The sequence below is a fragment of the Clostridium sp. genome, from assembly GCF_050717545.1.
In the GTDB taxonomy this organism is placed as follows: Bacteria; Bacillota; Clostridia; order Clostridiales; family Clostridiaceae; genus Clostridium_AD.
This window is the reverse complement of record NZ_JBOITN010000037.1, coordinates 22,139-40,868: the sequence shown is the minus strand read 5'-3', so window position 1 is coordinate 40,868 and position 18,730 is coordinate 22,139. Positions and strand designations below refer to the sequence as shown.

Annotated in this window: 20 protein-coding genes and 2 riboswitches; of the genes, 14 read left to right on the top strand and 6 right to left on the bottom strand. The window is 30.3% G+C overall.

Annotated elements, in window-relative coordinates:
• Positions 1 to 216 precede the first annotated feature (216 nt).
• Positions 217 to 801 carry a hemerythrin domain-containing protein gene (locus ACREVX_RS12945; protein ID WP_431544608.1) on the bottom strand — a complete coding sequence of 195 codons (585 nt, stop codon included), beginning with the start codon at positions 799 to 801 and terminating at the stop codon, positions 217 to 219.
• A 230-nt stretch (positions 802 to 1,031) separates the two neighbouring features.
• Positions 1,032 to 1,742, bottom strand: a complete 711-nt coding sequence (locus tag ACREVX_RS12940) for a Crp/Fnr family transcriptional regulator (RefSeq protein ID WP_431544607.1) — start codon at positions 1,740 to 1,742, stop codon at positions 1,032 to 1,034.
• A 221-nt stretch (positions 1,743 to 1,963) separates the two neighbouring features.
• Between ACREVX_RS12940 and ACREVX_RS12935 the strand changes: the two genes are divergently transcribed.
• The 3 genes from ACREVX_RS12935 (at position 1,964) to ACREVX_RS12925 (ending at position 3,975) form a co-directional block, all read left to right on the top strand.
• Positions 1,964 to 3,196: an FprA family A-type flavoprotein gene (locus tag ACREVX_RS12935; RefSeq protein WP_431544606.1), complete on the top strand. Its 1,233-nt coding sequence runs from the start codon at positions 1,964 to 1,966 to the stop codon at positions 3,194 to 3,196.
• Between the two features lie 359 nt (positions 3,197 to 3,555).
• Complete coding sequence (gene rd, locus ACREVX_RS12930; protein ID WP_431544605.1) at positions 3,556 to 3,717, top strand: rubredoxin; 162 nt, start codon at positions 3,556 to 3,558, stop codon at positions 3,715 to 3,717.
• A gap of 69 nt (positions 3,718 to 3,786) precedes the next feature.
• Complete coding sequence (locus tag ACREVX_RS12925; RefSeq protein ID WP_431544604.1) at positions 3,787 to 3,975, top strand: ferredoxin; 189 nt, start codon at positions 3,787 to 3,789, stop codon at positions 3,973 to 3,975.
• Positions 3,976 to 4,182: 207 nt separating this feature from the next.
• Here ACREVX_RS12925 and ACREVX_RS12920 read toward each other — a convergent pair whose 3' ends face one another.
• Entirely contained in the window at positions 4,183 to 4,851 is a 669-nt protein-coding gene (locus ACREVX_RS12920; RefSeq protein WP_431544603.1) for a DUF421 domain-containing protein, read from the bottom strand.
• Positions 4,852 to 5,083: 232 nt separating this feature from the next.
• Between ACREVX_RS12920 and ACREVX_RS12915 the strand changes: the two genes are divergently transcribed.
• Positions 5,084 to 5,689, top strand: a complete 606-nt coding sequence (locus tag ACREVX_RS12915) for a cupin domain-containing protein (protein ID WP_431544602.1) — start codon at positions 5,084 to 5,086, stop codon at positions 5,687 to 5,689.
• Between the two features lie 572 nt (positions 5,690 to 6,261).
• Here ACREVX_RS12915 and ACREVX_RS12910 read toward each other — a convergent pair.
• Both ACREVX_RS12910 and ACREVX_RS12905 read right to left on the bottom strand, forming a co-directional pair.
• A complete protein-coding gene (locus tag ACREVX_RS12910) occupies positions 6,262 to 7,053 on the bottom strand; it encodes a sugar phosphate isomerase/epimerase family protein (RefSeq protein WP_431544601.1) in 792 nt (263 codons plus the stop codon).
• Between the two features lie 249 nt (positions 7,054 to 7,302).
• Positions 7,303 to 9,741 carry a transglycosylase domain-containing protein gene (locus ACREVX_RS12905; RefSeq protein WP_431544600.1) on the bottom strand — a complete coding sequence of 813 codons (2,439 nt, stop codon included), beginning with the start codon at positions 9,739 to 9,741 and terminating at the stop codon, positions 7,303 to 7,305.
• 450 nt (positions 9,742 to 10,191) lie between these two features.
• Between ACREVX_RS12905 and ACREVX_RS12900 the strand changes: the two genes are divergently transcribed.
• From ACREVX_RS12900 to rbr, 5 genes are all read left to right on the top strand, one after another.
• Complete coding sequence (locus tag ACREVX_RS12900; protein WP_431544599.1) at positions 10,192 to 10,464, top strand: diguanylate cyclase domain-containing protein; 273 nt, start codon at positions 10,192 to 10,194, stop codon at positions 10,462 to 10,464.
• Between the two features lie 34 nt (positions 10,465 to 10,498).
• Positions 10,499 to 10,619, top strand: a riboswitch (SAM riboswitch).
• An 86-nt stretch (positions 10,620 to 10,705) separates the two neighbouring features.
• A riboswitch (SAM riboswitch) is annotated at positions 10,706 to 10,810 on the top strand.
• A gap of 119 nt (positions 10,811 to 10,929) precedes the next feature.
• Positions 10,930 to 11,940: a methionine ABC transporter ATP-binding protein gene (locus ACREVX_RS12895; protein WP_431544598.1), complete on the top strand. Its 1,011-nt coding sequence runs from the start codon at positions 10,930 to 10,932 to the stop codon at positions 11,938 to 11,940.
• Positions 11,927 to 12,595 carry a methionine ABC transporter permease gene (locus ACREVX_RS12890; protein ID WP_431544675.1) on the top strand — a complete coding sequence of 223 codons (669 nt, stop codon included), beginning with the start codon at positions 11,927 to 11,929 and terminating at the stop codon, positions 12,593 to 12,595. The genes ACREVX_RS12895 and ACREVX_RS12890 overlap by 14 nt, the downstream gene beginning before the upstream one ends.
• 138 nt (positions 12,596 to 12,733) lie before the next feature.
• The gene (locus ACREVX_RS12885) at positions 12,734 to 13,534 is read left to right on the top strand and encodes a MetQ/NlpA family ABC transporter substrate-binding protein (protein WP_431544597.1); all 801 of its coding nucleotides are present in this window, start codon (positions 12,734 to 12,736) and stop codon (positions 13,532 to 13,534) included.
• Positions 13,535 to 13,659: 125 nt separating this feature from the next.
• Positions 13,660 to 14,247 (top strand): rubrerythrin, encoded by a 588-nt coding sequence (gene rbr, locus ACREVX_RS12880; protein ID WP_431544596.1) that lies wholly within the window; start codon positions 13,660 to 13,662, stop codon positions 14,245 to 14,247.
• Between the two features lie 53 nt (positions 14,248 to 14,300).
• On the opposite strand, the gene ACREVX_RS12875 is transcribed toward rbr, so the two are convergent.
• Positions 14,301 to 15,020 (bottom strand): EcsC family protein, encoded by a 720-nt coding sequence (locus tag ACREVX_RS12875; protein WP_431544595.1) that lies wholly within the window; start codon positions 15,018 to 15,020, stop codon positions 14,301 to 14,303.
• 206 nt (positions 15,021 to 15,226) lie between these two features.
• On the opposite strand from ACREVX_RS12875, the gene ACREVX_RS12870 reads away from it, so the two are divergent.
• The 5 genes from ACREVX_RS12870 to ACREVX_RS12850 all read left to right on the top strand — a co-directional run bounded on the left by ACREVX_RS12870 (position 15,227) and on the right by ACREVX_RS12850 (position 18,710).
• Positions 15,227 to 16,021, top strand: coding sequence for an energy-coupling factor transporter transmembrane component T family protein (locus tag ACREVX_RS12870; RefSeq protein ID WP_431544594.1), 795 nt, complete (start codon positions 15,227 to 15,229; stop codon positions 16,019 to 16,021).
• Positions 16,022 to 16,025: 4 nt separating this feature from the next.
• Positions 16,026 to 16,754 (top strand): energy-coupling factor ABC transporter ATP-binding protein, encoded by a 729-nt coding sequence (locus ACREVX_RS12865; protein ID WP_431544593.1) that lies wholly within the window; start codon positions 16,026 to 16,028, stop codon positions 16,752 to 16,754.
• A 256-nt stretch (positions 16,755 to 17,010) separates the two neighbouring features.
• On the top strand, positions 17,011 to 17,370 hold the full coding sequence (locus ACREVX_RS12860) for an ArsR/SmtB family transcription factor (protein ID WP_431544592.1): 360 nt from the start codon (positions 17,011 to 17,013) through the stop codon (positions 17,368 to 17,370).
• A gap of 57 nt (positions 17,371 to 17,427) precedes the next feature.
• Entirely contained in the window at positions 17,428 to 18,444 is a 1,017-nt protein-coding gene (locus tag ACREVX_RS12855; protein WP_431544591.1) for a permease, read from the top strand.
• A gap of 38 nt (positions 18,445 to 18,482) precedes the next feature.
• Complete coding sequence (locus tag ACREVX_RS12850) at positions 18,483 to 18,710, top strand: thioredoxin family protein (protein WP_431544590.1); 228 nt, start codon at positions 18,483 to 18,485, stop codon at positions 18,708 to 18,710.
• The last annotated feature ends 20 nt before the right edge of the window (positions 18,711 to 18,730 follow it).

Here is an 18,730-nt window from a genome sequence, read left to right as displayed (position 1 = left end):
CCCTAATTTTAAACCTTTATATAAAATTCTGAAATTTTCAACATTTATAATTTATCTTAATTTGTGGTTGTACAACAACTATTTTCATGCGAATGTCCCGTCACTAGTGTTATACTATTCTATTATCGTTTAAATACTGAAAAAGAGTAGGGTTTAGAGAAAACAAAAAATAATTACTCTATCAGCTTAAGATTCAACTGCTAGAGTAATTATATTTTAAATAGCGTTTTTATCTTTTGGAGAAACTATATCATATTTTTTCTCAAGCATTTCTAAAACATCTATATATTCATTTTGCACGTGATTTTCAGTGGCTATGGATTCAAGTTTTTCACAACTCACATTTATATCGACCATATCGACCTTACTTAATACTCTTCTAGCAAAGGTATATATTAATTTATTTTCTTTATCGATATGTCTTGTTAATAAATCACTATAACATATAGAATTTGCGATTACATCAACTTGTGAATCTAAGTCGCCATTTTTAACTTTCAATAGAGCTTCTTCTAAAAGTTTAATGTGTTGCCTTCCTAAATCATGTTCTATATACATTCCGGATAATGGCCCTTTTACCATCTTTTCACCTAATTGAGTTTCCATCTTTTTAAATAGAACAACCTCTTCCTTGTTGTGATGATGTTTATCGGCGTAATTTCTAACGAATAAAATCATTTTTTCAAAAGATACAAAATCAACAGTATTAGTATTCAATATTTCTATGCTTAATTTCCTAAATACGTTTAATCCTCGTGATATATATTTATGCTCATCCATCATTAAATCTATTGCATCCATAAGTAAGCCTCCTAATTTTTAATCTAATATACGTTGTAACGTATAATCAATATTATTAATTTCTTTAATAATAGAATACTAAATCTTAGTAAATAATACGGTAACTTACGTTATAAGTTTCTAAAATAAGACTAGTTTCTTCGAAATTGGCGATTTATTTATTCTTCCCTAATTTATAAAAAAAATCAACCACAAGCTTATATAATAGCTTTTAGGTTGATTTGAGATTATTATTCTACATATGATTTTAACGTATCTATTTGTTTTATAATCAGTACTTTGTTGCCCTTAAGACTAATAATTCCCAGGTCTTCAAATATGCTGAGTTTTCTACTTATGGTTTCTCTTGTGACTCCAACATAATTCGCCATCTCTTCTCTATTAATAGGTAAGTTTATTTTTAGACCTTGACTTACAGAGACACCGTACTTTTCTCCAAATTCTAAAAGCATAAATGCAATTCTTATTTCTGCATCATTAGTAGCTAGATTTTGAGCGAGATTTTCAGTCTGAGTTAGACGTTTTGAAATAACTTGTAATAGCTTTAAGGATATTTCGGGGTTATTCATGATAATTCTATCCATATCTTGTTTGGTTAATGTACATATCTTAACATTTGATATAGCATAAGCATCAAAATTGTATATCTCATCATTACTAAAGAGACTTAATTCTCCAAAGAAATCGCCACTAGTGAAGATATGAACTATTTGTTCCTTACCTTCTTTTGTTAACTTAGATATTTTTACTTGACCTTCATTAATAATAAATAAGCTATCTGATTTTTCACCTTGGCTACAGAGCATATCTCCCTTTTTATAGACTTTATGTCCCGTCATATCAACAATTTTTGCAAGTTCATCATCAGATAGAAATGAAAATATCGGTACTTTCTTAGCACAAAGGCTATGTTTACAATTTCCACAATTACACTCTTCCATATATTTATCACCTACTGTTTATTATGATACCATTTTAAGTTTATTGTGGTCAAATAATAATATATATAATTTTTAAATATTTTAATTTTGTGATTTAAATCATATTTTAAAAATTAAAACAATTATACAATAGGGTCATAGGAAAGCAAGAGTATGTGAGAATTATTTTGAATATATATCAAATAAAAATACCAAATAAATTAATTTAGGAGGAATACATTATGAGTAAAAAAGTTATGCTAGGCGAAGATATATATTGGATCGGTAAGGTTGATGATAGAGAGGTGCCTTTTCATAGATTAACATTAACTAAAGGAACCACTTATAATAGTTATTTATTAATGACTGAGAAACCAACAGTAATAGATACTGTTGATATGAGCTTTGGACGTGAATTTGTAGAAAATTTAAAGGGTATAATTGAACTTGATAAGATAAAGTATATTGTAATTAATCATACTGAGCCTGATCATTCTGGTGCACTTGGAAGTTTGGCTGCTATTGCTAAAAATGCTGTAATTGTGTGCACAAGACTAGCTGTAGATCAACTTAAGGAAATGTATAAACTTCATAACAGAGAGTTCTTAGTAGTAGGGGATGGAGATATTCTCGATATAGGAGGGAAAACACTAAAATTTATAGAAACACCTTATCTTCATACAGCGGAGACAATGATAACTTATTGCATCGAAGATAAAATTTTATTCCCTTGCGATATATTTAGTACCCACGTAGCTAATTATGAGTATTTTAATGATATGGCAAAAGAGGACATAAATGTTGATTACATTGGATATTATAAATTGATAATGCATCCTCATAGAAGATATGTTCAAAATATGATTGAAAAAATAAAAGATTTAGATATAAAAGTGATAGCACCATCACATGGATATATCCTTAGAGATAAGGTTCAAAGCTTTATTGATATTTATGATAATATGAGTAAGAATATAGAGATAGATAAAAAGGCATTAATTCTTTATTCTACTATGACTGGTAGGACAAAAAAAATTGCAACTATCATTAATGATAAATTTGAAAAACAAAATATAAATTCTAAAATTATTGATGTAAATAAGTTGCCAAGCGAAGAAGTAATTAAGGCTATAAATGAATCAGATGTTATTTTCTTTGGTAGCTCTACAAAATATGCAGATATCATTGGAAATATGGAAGATGTATTAAAAAATCTTAGTACTTTAAATCTAGAAGATAAAATCGGGGTAGCTTTTGGTTCTTATGGCTGGAGTGGAGAAGCCATAGAAGTAGTTCAGGATTATTTGAATAAAACTAATATTAAAGTTTTAAGTACCTCGGATGTAATTAAATCTACTGGTATGATCGATATAGAATTCCCAATAAGAATTAGGTTTTCGCCAAGCGTTAACAATATAAAGAACATTGAGAGTGCAGTTGTTTATACAGCGGATTTATTACTTAGTACAATTTAAAAATATAAGGAGGAATTAATTATGTAAAAATAATTGAATAACTTAATAATGCATTAGCTACTCAGGAGATGATTTAATATTTTCAACCCAAAGAACGATCAAATTTAATATTAATCGTGATTATACTCGTAATTGGATTTTGAATCTTTATTTTGTATATTTAGGAGGAAAATGTGCAAACTAATATATAGAATAAGATGAAAAATGATTAAATAATTTTTTATAATTTTATTGAGTTTATAATAATATAATAAAAATCACCCAAGTAACATAAGTTACGGACAATACAGTTGGGAAAAAGTATAATTATATTATAATATAAAAAGTTAAATGTTAAATAAATGAATGGGAGATGTTTTATGGATAAATATGTTTGTATAGTGTGTGGGTATGAGTATGATCCAGAAATAGGAGACCCAGATGGCGGGATAAAACCAGGAACCAAATTTGAGGATATTCCAGAAGATTGGGTATGTCCATTATGTGGAGTTACTAAATCTGACTTTGAAAAAGTTGAATAAAGTTTTATCTGTTTTTAAAGTTATTGTTTAGATATTTTTTTAGACTATATAAGATGAGGAGTGATATTAATGAAAGCTCATGTAGATAAGGATATATGTATTGGATGTGGAATATGCCCGGGGGTATGTCCAGAAATTTTTGAAATGGAAGATGACGGAAAAGCAGTAGCATCAAAAGATGAGGTTGCAGAAAATCTTGTAAGTAGTGCAAAGGAAGCAGAAGAACAATGTCCAGTGGGAGCTATAATTGTGGAGTAACCATTAAGAGCAAGATAGGTTATACTAGTGATAAAGATATGTCATGTTATGTTATACTTGCTCCAAATCCATCCCCAATGTATTCAAAGGAAGTATAGAAATCAGTTAAATCATCTCCTGTGGAGCTGAAATATTAGTAGGATTATCTAAATTTTATAGAATAAAGAACACACAAAATAATCCTTTTGTGTGTTCTTTCTATTTGAATTAATTATAAATAGGGAATATACCATCCTTATTCTCCATAAAACTCCTAAGTGAAACATGAAGCTCCTTATTTGTATTAATAGATGCAAAGAATACCTCATCAATGCTCTCAATATTAAGATTTAATAATTGCTGTTGTAGCCAAACTAATGGTAAATCTAGTTTTATTAAAACATCATTATGTATTTGTCCATCTACAATTACAGGGTAGGATAGAGAAGGAGTCTTTTTTATTAAATTCATATCCTCCAGAGTAACAACTGATTTGTTATCATTTTTTAGTATTGATAAATTACCATTAGATTCAATAATTCCTATATGAACATCGCCAATGTTAAAAACATCTTTTTCTCTTAACATTGAAAGAACGTTATCTATTGAATATCTCAGTTTTTCTAGATTTTTAACAATTAACTGTCCATCTTGAATCACTATAGTGGGATCGAAAGTTAGAAGATGCCCTATTTTTCTATGCTTAATAACAGCCCGTGATACTATTATTTGCAAAAGTCCAATTAATACTATAGCCACTGCAGTAGGAATATGAGGAACACTAGGGTCAGCTATATCAGCACCTACCACTGATCCTAAAGTTAATATTACTAAAAAATCAAAAACAGGTAGTTCCCCAATAGAGCGTTTTCCCATGTATAAGGCTACAAATAACATTAAGGGTAAAATGGTTAATATTCTGCCAGCTACTATTAAAAGATCTTTAACTAAATAAATAGGTCATCATCTCCTTTAAAATTTTATTATTCCCTATTGTTAATAAAATTATAGATTTTATTTATATAAGAACATACAATTAATAGAATATCAAACAGGCACATATCATTCCTTTGAATCGACACAACTTCTAAACATAAATCATATAATATTTTATAAGACTATGAAAGGGATGAGAAATATATATAAGGTTTATAATCCATATGTTTATTATGTTAACACGCCAATGTATAACCCATACAATATGAATAATTTTTATAAAAGGTATCCCTGTCCTTACTACAGTACCACACCAATGGATACCTCAACTGATGATATAGAGTATGATTTAAAGTTAAATATTCCACAGTCAATAAAAGATTATGGTCCAAAACCATTTGTAGTTAATATTGATAAGGCTACTAAGCAAAATAATACTTATCGTACTGCTTTATGGACAGGAAAACATTTACAAGTTACCTTGATGAGCATCGAGGTAGGGGATGATATAGGTTTAGAAGTTCATCCCACAGGTGATCAATTCATACGTATAGAAGAAGGTCAAGGACTTGTTAAAATGGGAGATAGAAAAGATAAGTTGGATTTTCAAGCTAAAGTCTATGATGATTTTGCGATCATGATACCTGCTGGAAAATGGCACAATATAATCAATACCGGTAACAAACCACTTAAATTGTATGCTATCTATGCGCCACCTGAGCATCCACGTGGTACGGTTCACGAAACAAAGGCAATTGCAGTAGCTGCTGAAGAGAACTCGGAATTGAATAGGGAATAAGAAAAGCCTAGCGTAATTGCTAGGCTTTATCACTAGGAGGATAATATCTATTTAATGATATTAATTATCGAAATGTTATACAATATAATATTCATAATACATTTAAAATGTTCCAGGATACTAATATTTTTTACTTTTTTAACGACATTTCAGATAATACTTATTATAATGTTATAAAAAACGTTTACAGTAATTAGAATTTATCAAATAATAGATATCGTAGTGCTGATCTTGTATATATACTTGTTGATTTCTCATAATTCAATCTTTTTAGTTCACGATTTTCTTTGAATTTTTTTCTCCATCTCGTTTTAGATGGCCCCATTTTGGCTGAATTTTTAATATTAGAGAGAGTTATCTTATTAATTTTTTTAGAATATATTAATATCTTAACCACCTCACTCTTCTTCTATATCTGTATCAAAAATAATATTTATACCTTCAGTATTAAGATTTTCTCAATTTATACGTATTAATATATACCCTTACCAAATTTTACCACACTATCTTATCATTTGGTATTTTTTTTATATTAAGTTTATGTTAAAAGAGTGTTATCTCAGTGATTAATTTTATTCTATATGTGGATAATTTTTATTTACTAATTCTTTTAAAACCTCCGCATCGTTCATAAATTGCTTCACGCAGTCTCCTTTTATAAACTCCAACATTGCAAATGAATCCCATTTTCTTTTAGACACATACTTAATATAGTTGCCCCACTCATCAGATCCCTCAGCTAATGTTTTTCTAAGTTCATGGCCATTGTCATCTAGATCCCAGTTAAAGACGTGTATGTTTGTAAGCCACTTTTCAATCTGCTTTAGTCCATCCATCCTCTCAATAGGACTCATAGATTGACTGGGTTGCCAAAAGGTTTTTATGTTGTTATGATTTATAGAATTTAGTAATTTATATGATGATTTATTTGTATCAGTAAGAGTATGTTTATGAAATTCAAATGATACTGAAATATTTGCAGCGTGGGCAAGCTCTGCCATAAGTCTTGAGTGTTCTACAATTTTTTGAAAGTAATCATTAGTAACTTCATGAGAAGGCTTTTCCCCAGCCCATACCCTTATGGTAGGTGCTTTTAGATTAATCGCAGTTTCAAGCACTCTTTTAAAGTTATCTAAATTTGAATCCTCAGAGCCAACCCTATAATAAGATCCATAAGCGCAAGTCAAGAGTCCGGAGCCAAGGGTTCTTTTACAGACCTCTTTTGCAATATTATTATCTCCATGAGGGACATGAATATCTCCGCCCCACTCTATGCTTTCCAATTTAGCGTTACAAACCAAATTAATTATTTCTTTAGGTGTGTATTTCCTAAATGTAATAGAAACTAGCCCTGTATGTAGCATATTTACACCTCCATATTTCTCTTTAAATTATTTATAATTTAAAAGAATTCACAGTGTTTTCTGTGGTGATAGAATTATAATATAATTCAAAATAATTAAAAAGGTTCAAGTAGTATACTAAATGTATTACTTGAACCTTTTACTTAATATAAACGAAGAAGGAACATATGCCATCTTTGCTGTAATATATATTTATATTTTTTTAAAATTTCTTAACATGTTATATTTCAATCTTGTATAAATAATTACCTATTGAGCCGCAGTAGCATCGATAGCCTTTTGTTTTGCAGCATCATCAATAGCCTTTTGCTTTGCAGCATCATCAATAGCTTTTTGCTTTGCAGCATCATCAATAGCTTTTTGCTTTGCGGCATCATCAATAGCTTTTTGCTTTGCAGCATCATCAATAGCTTTTTGCTTTGCAGCATCATCGATAGCCTTTTGCTTTGCGGCATCATCGATAGTCTTTTGCTTTTCAGCAGCATCAACAGCCTTTTGTTTTGCAGCATCAGCAATAACCTTTTTGGCGGCAGCCTCACTTGCTATTTTATCTTTCTTTTCTTTTTTTAGCTGAGCTTGTGTTTTTGCGAGTTTACCATTTGCATTTAGTTTAACATATAGAGTATCCATTAACACGCCGTTTTTAGTAACTACAGTATTTGGACGTGTAAAATCTTTTTTCTCAAGGTTTTGGTGCAAGTACTCCATATATTCTTTCCATATAGGACCTGGGCCACTAGCACCAGACATATTCTGAGATACGGGTGTATCATTACCTATCCATACGGATGTTGTATAATAAGGGGTATATCCAACAAACCAACAATCTTTTGAGTGATCAGTAGTTCCTGTTTTTCCTGCAGCGTACGGATAGTCATTAAGGGATAAACCCCTTCCTGTTGAATGACTTTTAGTTAAAACGCCTTTTAAAGCATCTGTCGTAAGATAAGCGGCACCGCTATCATACACTTTTGTTTGTCCATGTTTATTTTCAAATAACACTTCGTCTATTACTGTATTGGTTATTTTACGTATATTGGTCGGGCTTATAAACATACCATTTCTTGAAAGAGTAGAATAACCTGAAGCCATTTCCACTGGAGTAGCACCTCTTGTAAAACCGCCTATGGCAACAATAGGTGTTTTATCATCAGGAGTTATATACCTAAATTTCATATTTCTAATATAATCTAATGACTTTTGAACACCTGTTTCGTCTACTAATCTATAAGCAACTGTATTTATAGATATTTCAAGAGCATACCTTAAAGATACTTCCCCGCGATATTTAAAGTCATCATTTTGAGGGGATTTACCGGTACTATCTTTCTCAATAGCTTCGTCTACATATTCGCTTCGTGGAATGTATCCTTTTTCAAATGCAGGGGTATATGCTATTAATGGTTTTATAGCAGAACCTGGCTGCCTTGCTCCTAGGAAGGCTCTGTTATAGGTGTTACCATTTTGGCTTCTTCCTCCAACTATCGCTACTACTTCACCTGTGCTATTGTCAATTGTGACACTGGCACTTTGTTTTAAATATAAACCTGTTTGGCTATTTGTAGCAGTGTATTTTTCTAAACGATTATCTACAACAACTTGTAATTTTTCTTGCTTTGCACTATCGATAGATGTATCTATTCTATATCTTCCAGCAAGCAGCTGTTTTTCTTTTGTAGCATATTCAGTATTATATTTATTAAAATAAGCTGTCCTAGTAGTATCATCTTTAAAATTATATTGAGTAACGAAACCATCTTGCTCCATTAATTTTAGGGTTGCGTTATAAACAGCATACTGCACGCTATAATCCATAGCTTCTGAGGCAGCACTATGTTTTATATTCAATTTGATAACTTCAGCTTTTGCAATATCATAATCATCTTGCGTAATTTTTCCTAGGCTTAGCATTTTACCAAGGACTAAGTTCCTACGGTTAATTGTGTTGTCTAAATTCGTAACGGGATTATAATAAGATGGGTTGTTAGGGATTGCTGCAAGTGTGGCTATTTGGGATAAGCTTAAATCTGTATTAGTCTTTTGAAAGTAGTATTGCGCGGCACTTTCAAAGGAGTAACATCCACCTCCATAGTTTACATTATTTACATAAAACTCTAATATCTCTGCTTTTGAATATCGGTCTTCTAATTTTTGTGCTATAACTGCTTCTTCTAATTTTCTCCATAAGGTTACGTCAAATGTAAGAAATACATTTCTTGCAAGTTGTTGAGTTATTGTGGAGCCACCTTGAAGAGTAGATCCCCCGGATTTTATATATACCCAAATAGACCTCCCTATACCTTTGTAATCTATGCCGTTATGTTCGTAAAATCTTTCATCTTCTATTGAAGTAATAGCATTACTTACATAAGGATTTAAATCTTCTTCTTTTGTATAATAGTATGTAGTTGTTTTAAATTCTTTTAATAATTTACCGTCAGTATCATAAAATTGCGTTGGCTTTCTGGTGTTGAAAGCAGTTTTGTTTATAGTCTGAGCTATAGTATTACCATCTTTAATAGTTGCTTTTATTCTATCTCCATATTTAAAAGAAATATATCCTAGTGTTACCGTAGCTGTTACAATCATTATTGCAGAAAATATCAATAAGCCTGTAACTATTTTTTTCCACAGTTTCTTTTTAAATTTTATTGTTTTTTTCACATCTTTAGTTTTATTGTCTTCCATTAATATCTCCTCCTTTCATTATTTTATAAAAAAAGAAATTGACCAAAGGTTGGCCTGTACCATTAGGCCTTATATATAGACAAAATGGAATTGGTTACATCTATTAATTTATATATTGCGACGTAGGTGTAATTCTGTTTGCGAAAGACACATTCTTTTTTTATTGTTAGGTAGATAGAGTGAATAGTATATACTTAAGTGCCTATATTGGTCTCTTTAATAGTATTAAAAAAAGTGTTAGTTTATGTGTTTATAATATAAGTGTTTTACAGTTTTGTCAATTAAGCATTAATATGTAAATGATTTTATACATAACTATAAAGTTGATATTATATGTTTGATTATCAATAAATTATTGCATAACTCTACATACTAGATTACCATAATATATTGTAACATAAATGTTTAAGAATGTATGAAATATTAAAAAAATTTAGTAAGATAATGTAGATGAAAGTGAAAATGTATGAAAATAAATTTATAAATATTACAGTATCTATTGGGGTTGCAATGTACCCAGAGTCGACGCTTAATTTGAAAGAGTTAAAGGTAGCTGTAGATATCGATCTTTATAAGGCGAAAGAAAATGGACGAAATAGAGTTTATTATAGTGGATATGTATTAATATACCTGCACATGATTCTATATAGAATGAATAAATCTGTGCAGCAGAGTTGTATGCTTAAAATATTTAATTTTATTCTTTACATTATATTAATATAGTGATATTATAAATTTAATTTAATAAATCAATTAATTCTCATCAAGAGAGGTAGAGGGACCGGCCCGATGATACCTCGGCAACCATCAGACAATAAATTGTCTGGACAGGTGCTAATTCCTGCGTTAGGTTCTTAGAGCTTAGCGGAAGATGAGAGAGGTGCTTTTGAATTTTATACCTCTTTCGTCATTTTATTTTGATGAAAGAGGTTTTTGTTTTTTTATATAAATTAAATTTAATAATCTCTTATCAAGAGAGGTGGAGGGAATGGCCCGATGAAATCCGACAACCAGTATCATTTATGATATATGGTGTTAAATCCTGCAGCAATTTGTTGTAAGATAAGAATAAGTTTGGCTGTAGAGCTTAAGTTTATTCTTGGGATCTATTTTTTTTAGCCTATAATTAATTGTTTTTAAATTAAGGGGCTGCACTAATTATAAGAATTAAAAGAGAGAAGGGATATCATGATCAAAGTTAGTGGCGTGAGTAAAAGTTTTTCGAAAGTTAAAGTATTAAATGATGTTTCCTTTACGGTAGAAAAAGGTGATATTTATGGTGTTATTGGTCACAGTGGAGCTGGCAAATCTACCTTACTTAGATGTTTTAATGGCCTTGAAACATACGACGCAGGCAGCATTAATATAATGGGAAAAAGCGTTAAGGAGTTAAATTTAGATGAACTTCGTGAGTTTAGAAAAGACGTAGGTATTATATTTCAAAGTTTTAACCTCATTAATAGTAAGAATGTTTTTCAAAATATATCTTTCCCACTTGAGGTATGGGGGAAGGATAAAAAATTCATTAAAGAAAGAGTAGATAGCTTAATAGAACTCGTAGGTCTTAAGGATAAAGTAAGTAGCAATGTAAAACAACTTAGCGGAGGTCAAAAGCAAAGGGTTGGAATAGCAAGGGCATTAGCACTTAATCCTAAAATATTACTTTGTGATGAAGCTACATCTGCATTGGATCCTAAAACTACAAAATCTATACTGCAGCTTTTAAGAGATATCAATAATAAATTTGATATAACAATTATTGTAGTTACACATCAGATGGAAGTTATTAAAGAGATTTGTAACAAGTTTATTCTTTTAGAAAAAGGTGAGATTAAAAGCCACGGAGTTACCGATGAGTTATTTATTAGGCCAACAAAAGAAATGAAAAAGCTTATTGGCGAGGATGAATTATTACCTAGTACGGGATTTAACATTAAAATAATTTTTACAAAGGAAATTACCCAGAGTTGTCTTATAACGTCTATTGCAAGAGAACTCGATATTAATTTTTCAATAGTATGGGGTAGGCTTGAAAAGTTTAGGGATGACGTAATGGGTAGTCTTATAATAAATACGAGTGCAGATAATAAGTCTAAAATAACAAAATATTTAGATGATAGAGCAATAGCCTGGGAGATTGATGACAATTTAGAGTGTAGTAATGAAGATGGAGGTGAGAGTGAAAATGCTATATATTAATAGTTTACTAGATACATTTTTAAATACTTTACTACCTGCACTTTTAGAAACAATATATATGGTGTCAGTATCCACCATTTTGGCAGTGATTTTAGGGTTTATTTCAGCGGTAGGATTAATTATTACGGCTCCTGGAGGTCTAAGACCAAAAACTATGATTTACAAAAGTTTAGATCTTATAATAAACGTACTTCGTTCTTTTCCATTTATTATATTATTAATATCAATATTACCTTTAACTAAGTTTATTGTTGGAACAAGTATAGGAACTAATGCAGCAATAGTTCCGTTAACTATTGGAGCGGCTCCTTTTGCTGCTAGAATAATAGAATCTGCACTCCTAGAGGTGGATTACGGTATTATTGAAGCTGCTAAATCTTTTGGTGCAAAAAACTATCAGATTATATTTAAGGTAATGGTAAAAGAGGCAATGCCATCTATAGTTCTTGGAGTTACCTTATTAATAATAAACATTATAGGATATTCTGCTATGGCTGGAGCAGTTGGTGCAGGTGGACTTGGGAATGTTGCCATAACACATGGTTATTATAGATTTGAGCAAGATATACTGATATACACTGTAATTATATTAATTATAGTTGTCCAAATTATTCAAGTTTTAGGAAATTTATTATACCGTAAAATGATTAAATAGATTTTAATATAAAGTTGTTAAGGATGGTGATGGGTGAGGATTAACCGTGAAGACAAAATTTCATTATAAAAAAACAAAAAAGAATAACAAAGGCCTAGTAGTTTAATACTATCAAAAATATAAAAGGGGGATTTAAAAATGAAAAAAATATTAAGTTTAGTATTATCAGTAGTTGTGATTTTGACATTGGTTGGATGCGGAGCAAAAAAAGAGACAGTTGTAACTGACAAAAAGGTTATTAAAGTAGGTGCATCACCAGTGCCTCACGAAGAAATATTAGATGTTGTGAAACCATTGCTTAAAAAAGAGGGGTATACTCTTGAAATAGTAGAATTTGCTGATTTTGTAATGCCAAATACAGCACTCGCTGAAGGAGAATTAGATGCTAATTTTTTTCAACACGTACCATATTTAGAAACCTTCAGTAAAGAAAAAGGACTAGATCTTACTTATACTGTAAAAGTTCATATTGAACCTATGGGTTTGTACTCTTCTAAATACAAAACCCTTAGTGAGCTAAAAGACGGAGCTAAAATAGCTATTCCAAATGATCCTACAAATGGAGCAAGAGCCCTTAGAGTACTTGAAAATGCAGGATTATTAAAATTAAAAGATGGTGACCTTATTTCTAAGGATGATATTACAGAAAACCTAAAGAATTTTAAAATAACTGAATTAGAGGCACCTCAACTTCCAAGAGTTTTAGGGGATGTGGATGCAGCAGTTATAAATTCTAATTTTGCACTAGAAGCAAAATTAAAGCTAACAGATGCATTAGCAGTTGAAGCAAAAGACTCACCTTATGCAAATGTACTTGCAGTTAGAACAGAAGATAAAGAAAAACCTTATATAAAAGCACTTTCAAAAGCATTAACTTCTCCAGAGGTTAAAAAATTTATTGAAGATAAATATAAAGGTGCTGTAATTCCAGCATTTTAAAATTTAAAACGTTAAAACACATAACTTAGAGCAGAGTAGCTCAATGTTATGTGTTTTTTTTAGTAATTAGGGAACAATAATAAATGTAATTATTTTCTCCTAGGAGAAAAACAAGGAGGTATTTCATGAAAATGTTAAAGGGCACAGAGACTGCGCAAAATCTTATGAGAGGATTTGCAGGTGAGGCGCAAGCTAGAAATAGATATACTTATTATGCATCGGTTGCAAAAAAAGAAGGATACATACAAATATCAAATATATTTACAGAGACGGCAGGAAATGAGTTAGCACATGCTAAAGTGTTTTTCAAATTTTTAAATGAGCAGTTAAATGGTGATTCAGTTGAAATTAATGCAGGATATCCTGTAGGACTAGGAGATACCAAAGCGAATTTATTATCAGGAGTAAATGGAGAAACAGAGGAATGGACAGAAGTTTATCCCTCATTTGGAAATGTTGCAGAAAAGGAAGGGTTTCCGGAGATTGCTCTAGCATTTAGAAAAGTTGCAGAGATAGAAAAACACCATGCTGAAAGATTCAAACTATTATTAACTAGTTTAGAGAATAATACTATATATCATAGAGATTCGCCGGTTAACTGGATATGTAGCAACTGTGGTTATATCTATGAGGGAACAGATGCTCCTAAGATATGTCCAGTGTGTAAACACCCTCAAGGATATTATGAAGTGTTAGCTGAAAAGTATAACTAGAATTTTAGATAAAATAGAGCCCAAAATTAATTAAGTTAATTTTGGGCTCTATTTTACTTTTTAAAGATTCTTAGTCTATAAGCATTTATTGCTGTGGTGTTTAGTTTGTTCATTAATTTATAGTTAGCATACGCTCCTACAACTGCGCCAATGCCAGGAACAAGTTGCAACATTTTTGCAAGATCTATATAATCTCTATACTCTTGTTGAAAAGTTTTCCAATCAAACGAGTCTACATCCATAGGTAAATCTTTAATGTAATCATCCCAGTTCGATATTTGTTCATATATCTGAGTTCTTCGTTTATCACTTGAGAAGGCTAACTGGAAAACATATAGAATATATAATCTTTCTTTATAATCGCGTACATCATAACCATAAATACTAGCCAGTTCAAATAAAAATTTAACTTTTAAACTGAGTAGGATTGGAAAATCTGCAAGTCCAACTATAACTCCGCCAGCACCTGTTCCAGCCCCTGAGGCTGTAGCAGCATTTCTATAGAAATCAAGAGATTTTTTTACTAAAAGTTCTCTCTCCTCAAGAGTTGCATTAAATACTGGTTGTCTTGATGTGTACTCGGAGCCTGCTAGGACTAGTTTTGCCATATTTTCAATTGAACCATTAATAATATTTTGAATTTTAGCCGGAATTAAGTTGTTCATTTTATCTTGTATTCCTTTAGCCATGTCACTGGACAAAGAAGGTTCTTTTTTCATTTTCGTCTTCCATAAAAGAAATTCATTTAGTGCATTTTCTTCATAGTTATCCATTTTTGCTCCTTTTAAATATATATTTTACATTATAATAATTTAACGTGGTTAATATTGCAGCTCCGTAGGCGATAATTTAATTGTTAATTATTTTTATGTCTTAATAATAATTATACCAATAAAAATTGCTAGTATACTAGTTTGAATTGAATTATAATAATAACAAGGGTAATTGTAAAAAGGTCAGGGAAAAGAGGGAGTTCTAAATGCCAGAATGGTTATTAAAAAAAGATGATTATGTTCCGAGTGCTGCGAAGAATGGATTTATTAACAAGAGTATACTATCAATTCTGAAGATGCTTTCAAAATTTAAGTATGGTTCAAAACATAAATCTAATAGATTTAAAATAAATGCGATAACTAAGATTATAACTGCATTTTTGCTTATAATATTGGTATCCTTATCAAGAAGTTTTGGTTTTTTACTAATAATAGACGTGTGTTTATTACTTATTATTAGTATACTTAATGTAGAAGAAATAAAACACATAATAAGAATGGCAGTAATTGTATCAATTTTTACTCTTATTGTGCTTTTGCCGTCTATATTTATGGGTAATGAAAATAATAGTATATTAATTGTAATTAAGACATTAACAACAATAACAATAGTTAATATTACGTCATCCATTTCTCAATGGAATGAAACAACTAAGACATTAAAACTGTTTTTTATACCAGATATTTTTATCTTGGTTTTAGATATTACTATAAAGTATATTATTATATTCGGAGAATTTTCATTAAATATGTTGTATGCTCTTAAGTTAAGGTCTGTAGGGAAAAATAAAAATAAGAGCACTTCGGTATCAGGAATAATAGGCACAATGTTTATAAAGTCAAAGGAAATGGCTGATGAAATGTATGCAGCAATGGAATGTAGAGGATTTACAGGAGAGTATAAATTGCATGGCACGTTAAGTTTTAGGTTAAATGATATGGTATGTATTATAATTGATATAGGTTTTATAGCTTCATATTTATATTTTGTTAGGGCGTGATTTTGTGATTCAGATTAAAAATATTTATTACTCATATGAATGTGGTGTTTTGGCACTTAAAGATGTAAGCGTGCAAATAAAGTCAGGTGAATCCGTAGCTTTTATAGGACCAAATGGAAGCGGTAAATCTACACTTATGAAATTAATTAATGGGTTAGTTAATCCGAGTAGTGGAAGTTACGACTTTGAAGGACAAAATATAACCTCAAAAAAACTTCAAAATGATAAATTTTCAAAGGGTTTTCATAAAAAGATTGGATTTATATTTCAAAATTCTGAAGTACAACTATTTTGTTCAAATGTGTATGATGAGATAGCCTTTGGTATAAGACAAATGAATATGTCAGAAGATGATGTAAGTATTAGGGTTTTGGATATATTAAAATTATTAAAGGTTGAACACTTAAAAGATAGGCAGCCATACCATCTAAGTGGAGGCGAAAAAAGAAAAATAGCTATAGCATCCGTACTTGTTATGAATCCAGAAGTACTTGTTTTTGATGAGCCTATGAATGGGCTTGATCCTGAGTCTAAAAGATTTTTAAAGAAATTAATGATTGAACTAAATGAAGCTGGAAAAACAATTTTGTGTTCAACTCATGATTTTGAGTACGTAGAGGATGTATTTAAAAGAGTTGTTGTATTTTCAAATGATCATACAATTTTAAGAGATGGGGATTACAAGGAAATAATGGAAGATAAAAAGTTTTTATTTGATAACAATATAATTTAACGACATTTCAGAAGTCGTTAATGTTACAGCACCGTAGATGATGATTTAAGGCCCTATTTTAGGGCCTTTTTATATTGTTATAAATAAACTAATTAGACTTTTGTAAATTTTTAATATTCAACTATTTAATAAAAATGGTTGACAAATAATTAGATTAGGCATACTATACTTATATACCCATACGAGTATATGTAATATTTTTTGTGTAATATTGCAGCACCGAAGGTAATGATTAAAGGATAAGGATGTGGAGGAAATGGAAAAACTAATGAATTTATTTAAAGTGTTATCTGATGAAACAAGGCTTAGAATTTTAGTATTACTATATCATAAAGAGCTTTGTGTATGTCAAATACAAGGGATATTAGAAGAGGGTCAGCCAAAAATATCAAAGCACTTAGGAAAACTTCGAGATATGGGATTTGTAAAAGATGAAAGGCGAGAACAATTTATATACTATTACATTGACAAGGAGAATAATCTTCTTAAAGAAATACTAGAGAAAATAATCTTAAACCCAGATAATTACGAAGTTATACAAAGGGATTTGGAAAAGATTAAAAGAAATGATGATTATGTAGAACTGTTTAAAAATAAATGTAAAACTAATGGTTAATTTAGTAGAAAATTCAGTAGAAATAATTAAGAATTATATTAAAAGGAGGTGGCAATTATGAATGTAATTTCGCAGATATTTACTTGGATAAATGATGAAATATTAAAAATGACTTGGCTCTCAAATATCATTCAGGGATTTGTAGAAAAGATATTTGGCTTATCAATTAAGGAGAGACTAGGTGGAAGCCTACATTTTTTTATCTATGACACAATAAAGATTTTTATATTATTATCAGTGCTTATTTTTTTTATATCTTATATTCAAAGTTACTTTCCACCAGAAAGAACAAAAAAACTTCTTGGAAACATTAAGGGGATTAAGGGAAATATACTAGGGGCATTACTTGGAACAATAACACCATTTTGTAGTTGTTCTAGTATTCCAATATTTATAGGATTTAACTCAGCGGGGTTACCCCTTGGAATAACTTTTTCCTTTCTTATATCCTCGCCGCTTGTAGATTTGGCATCATTATTAATTTTAATGTCTTTCTTTGGTGCTAAAATCGCCATAGCATATGTAATTGTAGGACTAATTTTAGCAGTTATTGGTGGAACTATTATAGATAAATTGGGGCTTGAAAAGTATGTAGAAGGTTTTGTTAAAGAAATAGAAAATGTTGACGCACCAATAGTTGAACTTACAAGAAATGAGAGAATATCATATTCAAAAGAGCAGGTTAAAGATGTATTTCATAAGGTATGGTTATATGTTTTGATAGGGGTTGGGATTGGCGCTGCAATTCACAATTGGATACCTCAATCTATAATAGAAAATGTAGTTGGAAATAATAATCCGTTTGCAGTATTACTTGCAACAGTGGTAGGTATACCAATGTATGCCGATATATTTGGAACATTACCAATAGCAGAAGCATTATTTGGTAAAGGTGTAGGAATTGGTACAGTGTTATCATTTATGATGGCAGTAACAGCACTTTCACTTCCATCAATAGTTATGCTTAGTAAAGTCGTTAAACCTAAATTATTAACTATATTTGTGGCTATTGTTGCAATAGGCATAGTTATAATAGGATATCTATTTAATGCATTTTCATATTTGTTAGTTTAAGAATGTTTAGTAATAAAAAAAAATTTGGAGGTTATATTATGATAATTAAAGTTTTAGGTTCAGGATGTTCAAGTTGCAAAAAACTAGAGGAAAACACAAGAAAGGCAGTAGAGGAATTAGGAATTGAGGCAACTATAGAAAAAGTTACTGATTTCAAACAAATTATGGCCTATGGAGTTATGAAAACACCAGCTCTAGTAGTGGATGAAAAAGTTAAGATTATGGGAAGAGTTCCAACGACACAGGAAATTAAGAAGTATTTATAAAAAGGATAAATTATAATTAG